Annotated in this window: 12 protein-coding genes; 3 read left to right on the forward strand and 9 right to left on the reverse strand. The window is 50.0% G+C overall.

What is annotated here, in order from left to right:
* Positions 1 to 19: 19 nt before the first annotated feature.
* Genes GWK76_02645 through GWK76_02660 form a run of 4 tightly spaced genes read right to left on the reverse strand, consistent with a single transcriptional unit; the run spans position 20 to position 5342 of the window.
* Entirely contained in the window at positions 20 to 1819 is a 1800-nt protein-coding gene (locus tag GWK76_02645; GenBank protein QHU92204.1) for an ATP-binding cassette domain-containing protein, read from the reverse strand.
* On the reverse strand, positions 1819 to 4332 hold the full coding sequence (gene pheT, locus GWK76_02650; protein QHU92205.1) for a phenylalanine--tRNA ligase subunit beta: 2514 nt from the start codon (positions 4330 to 4332) through the stop codon (positions 1819 to 1821). The genes GWK76_02645 and pheT overlap by 1 nt, the downstream gene beginning before the upstream one ends.
* Before the next feature lie 18 nt (positions 4333 to 4350).
* Positions 4351 to 4857 carry a hypothetical protein gene (locus GWK76_02655; protein QHU92206.1) on the reverse strand — a complete coding sequence of 169 codons (507 nt, stop codon included), beginning with the start codon at positions 4855 to 4857 and terminating at the stop codon, positions 4351 to 4353.
* 29 nt (positions 4858 to 4886) lie between these two features.
* Complete coding sequence (locus GWK76_02660) at positions 4887 to 5342, reverse strand: HIT domain-containing protein (protein ID QHU92207.1); 456 nt, start codon at positions 5340 to 5342, stop codon at positions 4887 to 4889.
* A gap of 309 nt (positions 5343 to 5651) precedes the next feature.
* On the opposite strand from GWK76_02660, the gene GWK76_02665 reads away from it, so the two are divergent.
* Both GWK76_02665 and cyaB read left to right on the forward strand, forming a co-directional pair.
* Entirely contained in the window at positions 5652 to 5867 is a 216-nt protein-coding gene (locus tag GWK76_02665; GenBank protein QHU92208.1) for a hypothetical protein, read from the forward strand.
* A gap of 886 nt (positions 5868 to 6753) precedes the next feature.
* Complete coding sequence (cyaB, locus tag GWK76_02670) at positions 6754 to 7317, forward strand: class IV adenylate cyclase (protein ID QHU92209.1); 564 nt, start codon at positions 6754 to 6756, stop codon at positions 7315 to 7317.
* Here the strand turns inward: cyaB and GWK76_02675 are convergent, their stop codons facing one another.
* The 4 genes from GWK76_02675 to GWK76_02690 are packed head-to-tail and all read right to left on the reverse strand — an operon-like array spanning position 7318 to position 10017.
* Entirely contained in the window at positions 7318 to 7788 is a 471-nt protein-coding gene (locus GWK76_02675) for a hypothetical protein (GenBank protein QHU92210.1), read from the reverse strand.
* Positions 7778 to 8704: a hypothetical protein gene (locus GWK76_02680; protein QHU92211.1), complete on the reverse strand. Its 927-nt coding sequence runs from the start codon at positions 8702 to 8704 to the stop codon at positions 7778 to 7780. The genes GWK76_02675 and GWK76_02680 overlap by 11 nt, the downstream gene beginning before the upstream one ends.
* Positions 8705 to 8735: 31 nt before the next feature.
* A complete protein-coding gene (gene pheS / locus GWK76_02685) occupies positions 8736 to 9779 on the reverse strand; it encodes a phenylalanine--tRNA ligase subunit alpha (protein ID QHU92212.1) in 1044 nt (347 codons plus the stop codon).
* A gap of 1 nt (position 9780) precedes the next feature.
* The gene (locus tag GWK76_02690) at positions 9781 to 10017 is read right to left on the reverse strand and encodes a hypothetical protein (GenBank protein QHU92213.1); all 237 of its coding nucleotides are present in this window, start codon (positions 10015 to 10017) and stop codon (positions 9781 to 9783) included.
* Between the two features lie 56 nt (positions 10018 to 10073).
* Here GWK76_02690 and GWK76_02695 point away from each other — a divergent pair, with 56 nt between their 5' ends.
* The gene (locus tag GWK76_02695) at positions 10074 to 11069 is read left to right on the forward strand and encodes a hypothetical protein (GenBank protein QHU92214.1); all 996 of its coding nucleotides are present in this window, start codon (positions 10074 to 10076) and stop codon (positions 11067 to 11069) included.
* A gap of 54 nt (positions 11070 to 11123) precedes the next feature.
* On the opposite strand, the gene rmuC is transcribed toward GWK76_02695, so the two are convergent.
* Positions 11124 to 12194 (reverse strand): DNA recombination protein RmuC, encoded by a 1071-nt coding sequence (gene rmuC / locus GWK76_02700; GenBank protein QHU92215.1) that lies wholly within the window; start codon positions 12192 to 12194, stop codon positions 11124 to 11126.
* Positions 12195 to 12207 lie beyond the last annotated feature (13 nt).

Genomic DNA, 12207 nt, shown 5'->3' on the forward strand with positions numbered 1-12207 from the left:
ATCTTACCTTGAAATTATATCAATGTTTCCTCTCGGCCGCAATGTCATAACGTGCCAGCTCATCATCAATCCCCACGCCAGCTGTCCGCTGTAGCTTGAGCAAATTAGCATAAATACCGCCCGATTTTGCCAACTGTTTCGGCGTACCAATCTCGTCGACCCGGCCATGTTTTAGCGTCACGATCCGATCCACCGTAGCGATGGTACTCAGCCGGTGAGCGATAATCAGCGTCGTTCGCCCCTTCATCAGCCGCTCCAGCGCCTGCTGCACTAGATGCTCGCTCTTGCTGTCGAGATTGCTTGTTGCCTCGTCGAGAATGAGAATTGGCGCATCCTTGAGTACCGCCCGCGCGATGGCAATGCGCTGCTTTTGACCGCCGGACAGCTTGAGGCCACGCTCGCCAATTTGCGTGTCGTACCCTTTGTCAAGCTCACTGATGAAGTCGTGCGCGTTGGCGGCCTTGGCGGCGGCAATCACTTGCTCATCCGTCGGCTCGTCGGCGCCATAGGCGATATTTTCACGAATTGTGCCGGAAAAGAGCGCTGGCTCCTGAAACACCGTGGCAATGTGGCGACGCAAGCTCTTTTGCTGCACCACATCAATTGCCACATCATCAATCATAATCTCACCACTGTCTGGCTGATACAGGCGCATCAGCAAGTTCGTTAAAGTGGTCTTGCCGCCGCCCGACTCGCTGACGAGAGCGACATGCTCACCGGGACGAAGCGTAAACGAGATGTCGGTCAACACTGGTTTTTGCATGGCAGAGGCGTAGCGAAACGAGACATTGCGAAATTCGACCGCCCCGCGGCTCACGACTAATTCCGGCGCGTGAGGCACATCTTCAATCGCTGGACGCAGCGTCATTACACCAACAAAATCCCGACTCCCGGCCAGAGCTTTTTGGAAATTATCAACGATGAAACTCATGTTAAACAGCGGCATCCGCAAATTATTAATCAGCGTGATCAGCAGCACCATATCGCCGATCGAAAAGCGCCGTTCGGTCGTCTGCACAAAAATGTAGGCAAAAATCATAAAGAAGATGACCGACAGCACCACGCCGCGCACAATGTCCATGCTGTGCCAATAGCGCGATTGCTTGCGCGTGATGGCAATTGTTTTGCGGTAACGCTTGGCAAAATGACGATATTCGAGCGACTCGCGGACATAGCTTTTGACGACTTTGATCTGAGCAATGACTTCGGCAAACCGGCCGCTGGCCATATCCGTTTCGTGATTTTTACGGTTCTGAAAGGTCTGCCATTTCTTGCTGGTTAGCGCCGTCAGCCACATAAATAGCGGATACATGATGACCACCATTGCCGCCAGCTCCAGGCTGTACACCAGAACGATACCGATGGTGATGCCCGTCGTGAGCAGCATTTGGAAAAAGTTATTGGCAAACATGTTCAGGAAATTCGTCGTTTCGGTAATCGCGCGGTTGAGGCGATTGATAATCGTCCCAGTCAGCTCGCCATCAAAATAACTTTGCGGCAAGCCAAGCAAGTGATGATAGTACCGCGTCGATAGCTGCTGCTTGAGCCGCGTTGCCATCACGTCGCCCCAGTAACCGCCAAGGTTTCGCACCATCGTATTCGTCACGTCAAGCGCCAGCAGCACCAGCGCCAAGAAAATCGCCTGCTCAATTCCTACATTGCCGCCCTCAACCACTTCGACCATTAAGCTGGTCGCCCGCGAAATCACGAACGGCACCGCAATGCCGGTCAGCGCCACAACAACTGAGCTAATACTAACCCCGATGTAGTATCTGCCCATGCCGCGTGCATATCGGAGCATGTGAATCAGCGGCTTCATCAGACTACTTCAGCGCCCCACGCATCTTTGGCCGCTTGTTCAATCTGCTGCATCACCGGCGCGATATCCTTGTCCGTCAATGTCCGCTCATGCGAGGTGAACGTCAGTCGCCATGTCATCGTTTTCTGCGCCGCATCATGCTCGGACTGATAAATGGTGAGTGGCTCAATCCGTACATTCATATCGGTGGTCCGTATAGCCTCATCCAGCGTCTGCAGTAGTTGCTGATACCTGACAGCGGATGGTACTTTGAGCGAGATATCGCGCGTCGTTGATGGATAGCGACTGAGTGGCCGATAATGACTGTCACGCTTGGCGTAGACAGCCTCCAAGCCAGCAGTGTCCAAGCTCGCCGCCGCCACGTACGTTGGTAATTTGAAGTTCTTGATGACTGATTGTTTCAATTCGCCAACCAGACCGATGAACGTTCCGTCAGTTGTCTCAATCAGCGCGCTGCGCGACCGGTCAAACGGTGCCGCGACTGGAAGCGTAAGTTCTTGTTCAATTGGCTTGAATACCAACTCAGCGCCAAGGTCACGCGCCAACTGCTCAACCAAGCGACGAATTTTGTAAAACGGCGCACCCGCTCCCGGCTTTTTGGCAGCATAGACGATGTCCGTAAACTGACTGGCCTCTGGCAAACCATCTTCGCCTAGGCCATGCATTTTGCTGTGGCCCTTACCCATTTCAAACAAAGCAAATTCATCATGCCCGGCCTTGATATTGGCGTGGACCTTGTCCAGCAAACTCGGAAGCACCGTCAAGCGGTAATATTGCAAATCAGGGCTGAGGGCGTTTGATAATTTGTATGCCTGAGCAACGTCCTGCTCGGCATTTTTTAGGATGCATTCGTGAACGAAACTGTAGGTCAAGACTTCGTTGGCACCGGCACGCGATAGACTACGGCGAACGGCGTTTTTCAATTCACGACGCAAATTTTTTGGCGCGGGTTTAATGCTGCGATGCGGTAATTGACGCGGTAATTTATCAAAGCCATACAGCCGGCCAACTTCTTCGACGATATCCTCAGGCAGCTCAATATCGGTGCGCCAAAACGGGCTGTAGACCATCATGCCGTCCTCACCATACTCGCGCCCTTCATCAACGAAAAACTCAACGTTTCCTAGCAGCGTGTTCATTTCACCATCGGTAAAATTTACGCCGAGCCGCTCTTCAACAAATCCACTCGGCACCAACAGGCCACCGCACCAATGCATACTATCAGCCAACACAGACCGCAGAGACTGATGATTCTTAAACAGCACGGGACTAGCTTGTTCACCGCCAGTCATACCCATGAGTCGCTTGAGTACCGGGTCGGTTTGTGCCGGTGACTGACCCTTATTAAACCGCGTCAACGCATCGGTAAAAATGCCGTGGCGCATGGCCGTGCGGCGCAGCGCATACATATCAAAATTGGCGCACTCCAAAACGATGTTTTTCGTGCCATCCGAAACCTCAGTGTCGGTGCCGCCCATAATTCCCGCCAGACCAATCACGCCCTCGCCATCAGCAATGACAATGTCGTCCGTCGTCAGCTCATATTCCTTGCCATTGAGCAGACTGACTTTCTCGCCATCACGAGCCATCCGCGCCCCGAGTGTAGACCCACGTAATTTGTCATAATCATAGGCATGCGTTGGCTGTGCCGTCATGAGCATCATGTAATTCGTGGCATCGACAATGTTATTAATCGGCTTGCCGCCCATCGCCACCAGCTGACATTGCAGCCACAGCGGACTTGGCTGCACCTCAATATTTTTGATGGCTACCGCTGAAAACACCGGCACTACTTCAGTCGCCTCATTGAAGATCTCGAGCTCAAGACCGTCGCCGCCAGCAAATTCTTGAATCACATTGTACCACTCGGGGCTGGTAAACTGCTGGTGAAAAATCCCGGCAATCTCGCGTGCCACGCCGAGCTGCCCAAAGCAATCCGGCCGGTGAGTAAACATCTTATTCTCAATATCCAGCACGTAGTCGTCCAAACCAAACGTTTCCGCGAAACTCGCACCTGCCGTAAGTTCAACGCCCACCGGCACGTCGTGTTCATAAATCTCAACAATTCCCTCGTGATCCGTACCAATCGCCAGCTCGTCGGCCGCCGCCAACATACCCTGACTCAGCACGCCGCGCAGTGGCCGCGCATCTAGCACAAACGGCTCGTCGTCGTCAAAGCTTGCCGGCACCGTGCTTTTTGGCGGCAGCCAAATCGCCCACATATCCGCATGCACATTTGGCGCGCCGCAGACCACTTGTACCAGACCGCTCTCATCGCGCGGCACATCCGCCACTGCGCCACCGTCATCAATCTTAGTCACACTCAGCCGGTCAGCATCAGGATGCTTGACGCATTCAACCACCCGGACGATTCGTGCGCCGCCATATTTAGCGTTGAGGTCGATCACTTCTTCGACGCCACCAAGCTGCTGATTGACCCGCGACACCAACTCATCTACCGGCGGCAATTCAAAATTAATCAATTGTTTGATAATGTTTAGGCTGACTTTCATATATACCAGTATATCATTCTAATCAACGGTGTAGTCAAACACCTTGACAGGAATATCTTTTTCCTGAGCTTGGTCAATCGTAAACGTCGTGCCAGAGCTATCGTTGACCCGAAACGCCACCAGTTCGTCCGCCAAGTCAACAATTTGACAATTACGCGCATGAAATGAATCAGCATTAACTCCATTAAAATCAGTAGCATCGTGCAGTACTCCTGGCCGATGTTTGGCGATGTCTCGCAAAAGAGCGATCGTCGCAATCGCATCATCCTGGCGACATTTGCCGACAGCTGCACGATCATACAATGCTTGGCAATACAGCTCCAGCTCCACTGGCAAAAATATCCGAAACCGTGCCGCCTCCAGGCCACATTCATACGCCAGCCGCGCCGCTTCGTGATCAGCACCAGTCGCGCCACCCGACACAATCCCGCCGCCTTCAGCAATCTTTTGCCCGACAAACTGCTCAATATCGCGGCGAATCGTGTCATTTACTTCACGTGTACCGACAACTCCGAGCCACTTCATAGTTCGCCCCGTTGGTTAAAGTTAAAATATTACCCTTGAGCAGCAATGATCTGCGCCTGAATCCGGTCTAGTTCGGCCTCATCCATCTTCGGCCCCTCGGTCGTCGTCAGCCAACCACGATAGCTCTCGTGAAACTCTGCGTTCTCTGCCCAGACATCAGTCCGCCCTGCCAAGTCACCATGTAGCGGATACAGCTTGGCGTGCACATGCGCCACGCCCGTCCCCTCGAATACCAGCGCTACCCGCGGTGTATCAAACGCGCGCTCCAGCAGCCGCGCCACCTGGCGCACTGCTCGCATAAACTCGAGGTATAACGTCTCGTCAATTGCAAAAATATAATCGCCCGGATTATGCTTTGGAATGACCACTGTCACCCCCGGGGTATTTGGAAACGGCGTGAGAAACGCCAAAAACTGCCCGTCCTCCCAAACCTTCCATGATTTTACGGTGCCTGATACAATGTCGTCGAAAATTGTATGGTTCATAATTCTACTCCTTTTAAGATAATTATACCAAATAATTTTAAGCTCAAGCAAAATACAACATAAGACTACGTCCCGCGTTATGTTCACAACTTTCTACTAAGTTTAGTACTATGGTTAAACTATTACTGCAGAGGTAATTTACTGTTTTATGCCATAATTTTGACAAAATCCATTGACGTTTTGTTCTATTATTTGATATATATATCAGCCTTTGCATCCGCAAGGGTCGGCGTTTCGCCCAAAGCCATTGGGCTTGAGACGCTCCACTTCGCGAGATAATTATCTCGCCTGACTCCAAGAGGAGTTATTATGGGAACTAACAGCCAGTACGAGGGTGGTATGGGCCGCATCGGTGGAGAGGTCATGTACTGGGACAAGAACGATGACGGTACTACCAACATCTTCCCCGGTGGCATGCCCGGCGCACGGCCGCACGACCACATCGTCGTGAATGAGGACGGTGGTGTCGAGTATATGCGCGTCGACGGCGAGGTCATCAACGACTACCGCGACCACCACGGCTGATTCCTACTAAGCGGTTTGTGGCTTCCGTACAAAAAGCCACTTTTCCTTTATAATATGTCATTGATTATGGATAATCATCATACTATTATTGAGAAATTTACCGGCAAGCTTCATGAGTGCGCCTCACGTGGTCATTTTGAATTTACTAATCTGCCTATGGGGTCATATGACTTCTTTTACATCGTGACTGAAGATAGATGCTTTGCTGGTGAAGTATGTCTTTTAAGACGCGGTCTGTGTTGTATGACCCAATGAGCCGCTCAAGTGAAGCTTCTCCGATAGTTGGCGTAGAAGATGGATCTGGTAAAATTGTAGACTCTTGCTTCTCGTTGTATAGTCAACCAGATAATTTTATATTCTTCGACGGAGACTTCAACTATTGCTTATATAAGCTAACACCGTAAGCTTAATGCTTTTTCATTTTTCAGGAACATAGACCAAACCATCTTCATCAGCGGAAGCTGTCGCCCAGCTACTCATGATTTCAGAATGATAGTCTTCAAATACTTGCTCATTCGTTGATTTTGGCCAGTTTGTCATGGGATTTTTCGTGTTTGAGAATTGCAACCTGGATTACGCAAAGCATATTTACGGGCAACCAGTCTGTTTTAAGAATTCATCAGTTCAGAGCGTAGATTTTCGCGGCGTCAAAGCTATTATTGAGGCAGGGGGCTGTGCCTTTCGCGGTATGAAATACGACGAGGAAACACAATTTATTTATGGTAGCGGCAAGTTGGCAGCACGATCACACTTTGTGAATCGCCAGGTGGACGATGGAGTGCAAGAGTTTTTTGATACGGCAAGATGTAGAGACTATAGATAGGTAACTGTATAATATAATTATAGGCTAAATACAATACTAGATAAACGCCAGAAAGGCCACAAAATGACCAAAAAACTATTAGAAATCGAACGCAAACGTCAATTAACTGGTGACGCAAACGAATTACTCAAGCGATTGCAAGACCTTGGTTTTGAACTACAGAGCAATCTCCACGAAATTGATACGTATTATTCTCGTCCTGATGTCGACTTTATGCAGACGGTTGAATGTCTGCGAATTCGCCAGCGCGATGGTTTTGCTGAGGTGACATATAAGCCTGCAACGACGGCTGCGACACATACGAAAAATAATGTGATTATTAAGCCCGAGACAAACCTGCCAATTCAGCCCGAGAGCGCAACGGCTGCCAAACAACTGTTTGCCAACCTTGGCATGGTAAAACTGGTCGAGGTCAACAAATACCGTCGCTCGTTCCAGTCCCCTGATTTTCCGCAGGCAACGGTGGCCATAGACGAAATCAAAGACGCTGGGACATTCGTGGAAGTTGAGGTTTTGTCAGATGATGAGACCAGTGCGCTGGCGATGATTAGTGACATTGAAGCCAAACTCGGCCTTGAGTCGGCAGAAGTTGTCACGCGGCCTTATCGGGATATTTGTATGGGATAATCAAGCTACGTTTTTATCAAATCCACGCCTCGCCCCGCCACCCAACCGCAGCAGCACATTATACAAAAATATGATAATTCCCCAAACAATCACGCTCAGATAATTACCCCAATTAAAATCATTCCAAGGATTACGAGTCGGACTGTCTGTCGGGTCGTACGCCACAAATCCCACTGTGGCCATCACGAGAATGATCAGGAGACCGGAGATAATGATCTCACGCACGTAACTGGAGCGCTGAAATAGTGATAGCCTCAGGTTATATCGAGACCCCGACGGCAACAACACCAATAACACAATAACGATATACGATGGGATGGTTATTATGCCCTCAAATACATCCCACGGGTTAACCTTCATGATATCAGGTTTCACTACCTTCACGATCTCTTGCATACCCAGCGACACCCCAAAGAACAGCAGCAGGATGATCAGCACCAGCCCAATGGAGCTCCATCGCCTAGTCCACATTGTTCGCTCCCGTTATGACATTGGTGGCTGCTTTATACACCTCGTGGATTTTACCAAAAACCTGATTATCATACTCTTCTCTATCTTCGATGCTGCTGTCCGGCAATTCGATAGTATTCTTGAACTGCGGCTGCATGATATTTACCGACGTTACTTCCATGCCCTCTTCAATTTCAACTTCGTAGACCTGCTTTTCGACCCCTGGAAATTCCTTCACATAGTGATCAATGTACGCGCCAGGAGATAGAAACTTGCCTCGACTCGGCCGAAAATCAATGACCACCGTGCCGAGCGTATCGGTATGATTATCGATTGAAGGTGCGGAGAATAAACTTTTCGCTAGTTGGCTAATTTTATTATTGTGCTCTATGGCTTCACGAGTAACAAATATCTTCGCAGATTTTATACGATGCGCCCGCCTGATTAACTCGATGGCATCGGGATGGCAAACCACCGTCCCGATAAACGCTAGCTTTTCAGAAAGCGAGAGCTTTGTTGCGCAATTGTTTATATACGCTAGGATCTTTACGTTTGTGGCGACGTTTCGGTTGTATTCTAACGCCATAATTCCTTTGTCGGCATAGTAGAGGAAATGCACCACCTGCACCGGCAGCTGCCCATCAGGAAGCGGATAACGTTTGACAAGATCGTCATCGTCCCTGCCTATGGTAATCACGTTCGATCCGTACACGGCGATGATGCCAGCATAGCATTTGGATAGTTCGCTGGTTTTATGTAGCTTATCAAACTGCAAAAGCCGCATGAAAGACTCATCATCATTCGGATTGTACTGCCAATTCCTATCGTCTTCTTCGAGGTTCATCAGATCACGAAGAACATCCTCAAACGGATAGCTGCCGTACCCCTCATCGTCGCGATTGGTGATGTTGTAGAGAAAGACGTTGCGCTTAATCATCACATATCTCCAAATGGACTAATTGACTGAATTAAAACTGCTCCAAAAAGTCCAACTTACTGCTCTCAAAATGCCGCACGTCCTCGATGCCGTATTTCATCATCACCAAGCGGTCGATGCCGCAGCCAAAGGCAAAGCCGGTGTATTCATTCGGATCGATGTTAGCAGCTTTCAGCACATTCGGGTGAATCATACCGCAGCCCAAGAGTTCGATCCAGCCTTCGCCCGAGCAAACTTTACAATCTGGATTTTTACCCTCACAGAACGGGCAGCTCAGCGCAAATTCAAAGCTCGGCTCGGTGAACGGGAAATAAAATGGATTGACGCGCACATCAAGTTGCTTGCCGTAATATTCCTGTAAAAACTCCTGCAGCGTGGCAATGAGATTGCCAACGTTAACCCCCTTGGCGACATACACGCCCTCGACTTGATAGAACGTGTGCTCGTGCCGCGCGTCCAGATCTTCGTTACGAAACACTCGGTCGGGTACAATAGCAGCAATCGCCTCGCCACTCGCCAAATTGCCATGATATTTTTTCAACACGCGGTTTTGCATGGTCGAGGTGTGCGCCGGCGCGATCAAGCGGTCGCCATTGGCGTCAGTTTCCTCGGTCATGAACGTGTCATAATCATCGCGCGCCGGGTGGCCTTTCGGGAAATTCAGACTCTCGAACATATGGAATTGATCGTCGATCTCACGCGACTCTTCCGTCACAAAACCCATGCGGTTAAAAATGTCAGAAATACGCTCAATCTCGGCGCTCAGCGGGTGAATCGTGCCGCGCTCACTCGGCAGCAATTCAGGCCGTGGAGCATTGACATCCATCGGCGCTGTCACGTCAATTGGCGGCAGATCAACTTTTGACAGCTCATCTTCACGAGCCGCGATCACCCGCTCTAATTCCTGCTTTAATTCATTGACTTTCTTACCAAACGCCCCGCGCTCTTCACTCGGTAGCGTCGCGATAACGCCGTATAGTTCCCGCAGCTCCGCGCTCCGCAACACGCTGCGCGGTTCAGCCGCCTCGGCTACGCGCGATAATAATAGTGCTCGAACTTCATCCAATTTTTCCATGTCATCGCCCCTGCATCAAAAACATCCCAACAACCACGGCCGCCATGATCACAATTATAATCCAAGCTGGCGCCAGCGTCGTCGTCTGCTTCGTATCTTCCAAATATTTCACATCTTCTACGCCGTCCAAGCTAGCTTTTTCCTGCAGACCCGACGCTTTGGCCTTCTCGCGCAGCTCCGCCGCAATGCGTTCTTGTAGTTCACTGCGCCGATCTTGTTGATTTACAAATAATCCCATATGTCGATTATACCAGATATGTTATAATGATAGTAATAGTACAGTAAGGAGGGACTATGGCCACGAAGAAGACTACTAAAAAGGCCGCGACTGCAAAATCCAGTCCAAAGAAGACGACTGCTGCAGCTGCTACATCGAAAACAACCGTAACGCGCGTCACCAGCAAAACTGAGGCGAAAAAACCAGAGGTCAAATCGACTGCCGTTAAACCCGTCAGGACTAGCTCGCCGCGTAAAAAACTAGACAGCAAACTACCACGCAACCTTGTCAACATCGTATTGGCTGAAGTTGCCGGCACATTTATTTTGACATTAGTCGCCTTATTCTCGGCATATATGATGACGCCGTTTTATGTCGGTCTCGCACTGGTAGTACTAGTACTCGGTATTGGTGCAATCTCTGGCGCGCACATTAACCCAGCCGTGACGTTCGGTCTCTGGACGATGCGCAAGCTTCGAGCTATACTTGTGCCGTTCTACTGGGCAGCACAATTCCTTGGCGCGATGGCTGCCGTTGTCTTGATGGGAGCAATTTCATCAGGCAGCTTCGTCATTAACTTTGACCAATTCACCACTTTCTCGTGGGCGATCTTTGTCGTCGAGCTCGTCGGTATGGCGGTCTTTATGTTTGGCATCAGCGCAGCCCTATCGCGCACTGATCTCAAGAATACCAGTAAAGCCGTGGTCATTGGTATGTCATTGACACTTGGCTTGGTGGTTAGCGGTGCATTGCTACCACTCGCCCAAAATGCTGCTGTTCAAAAGTACCAAGAAGAGCAAGCAAATGCGACTCGGCAAACTCAGCAGCTAAAGGATCAGCGCACCTACCCACGCGAAGTGTATATCAGCGGTGCAACACTGAACCCGGCAGTTGCTCTAGCGGTTACGGAAAAGACTAACTCACAGCTACAAAATGCTTCGGCACCAGCACAAAAAGCAGAGAAGCTGTATACCCGCCTCAGCCTTGAAGTAATCGCTGCGACGCTCGTTGGTGCAGCACTCGGCGGTAACTTGTTCTTGCTCATCAACTACCGCAATAAGGAAGAAGAGTAAATCATAGTTCTACCATAACGATATCCCGCCTCTTTTGGCGGGATATTTTTTGCGTTAATCTTCCTGTGCCGGTCGATCGATTAATTCCGGCTGCGTTTGCTGCTCGCCGCCAGCGATTCGCACCACGTCTTTATCAATCTTACCCAGCTCTTTGTACGAATTATTATAGTGCCCAACTGTAGTACTGAGACTCTTGCCCATCTTGGTCAGTAGCTCATCAAACTTCTTAATATGCACGCCCAGCTGACCGACACGCACTTGAATATCCTTGGCCTGCTCTTCAATTTGTAAACTCCTCAGGCCCTGCAGCACCGTCTGCAAATACGCCAAAAAGCTAGTCGGGCTGACGATAATCACGCGCTTGTCACGAAAGGCATATTCAATCAAATCGCGGCTCGAACTGCCCGTACCAACATTGTTGATGAGCAGGTCATAATACAGCGACTCACTGGGGATAAACATAAAGGCGAAATCCATAGTGTTCTCCCGCGGGCGAATATATTTGCTAGTCTCGTCAATGCGCCCCTTCAGATCAGCCTTCACCTTATTCAGCCACAGCTCGCGCTCAGCCTTGGTCTCGGCGTTAATCATCCGGTTGTAATTTTCCAAGCTAAACTTACTGTCCACTGGCAAAATCTGCCCCTTATCCAGAAAGATAACTGCATCAACAATTTCGCCGTCCTTGAATCGGTACTGCATCTGAAACTGCTTGGCGGGCAGCACGTTATCCAGCACACTCTCCAGATAAAACTCGCCGAACACGCCGCGCTGCTTGGGGTTTTGCAGGACATTCTGCAGGGTTTTTAGGTCAGTCGCCACGTCAACCACCCGCTTGTTCGTCTCATCCAACTTCGCCAGCCGCTGTGTCACGTCCGCCACCAGCTTGGCACTTTCCGACAGCTGCTTTTGCACCGAGGTTTGTACCTGAGCGTTACTGCGTTCGAGTTTGTCACTGACTGATTCATTTAGCTTGGCGATAGTCCGCCCCAGCTCCACTACGTCAGTTTTAATGAGCTCGACTGAGGATTGCTGCTTCAGCTCGCCTAGCTTTGATTGCAGCACAAACAACGTCGCGCCCAAACCCATAACAATAATAACTAAGAGAATAATGATAATGATTTCCATACTCTTAGTGTAC

This window comes from Candidatus Saccharibacteria bacterium oral taxon 488 (assembly GCA_010202465.1).
In the GTDB taxonomy this organism is placed as follows: domain Bacteria; phylum Patescibacteriota; class Saccharimonadia; order Saccharimonadales; family Saccharimonadaceae; genus Nanosynbacter.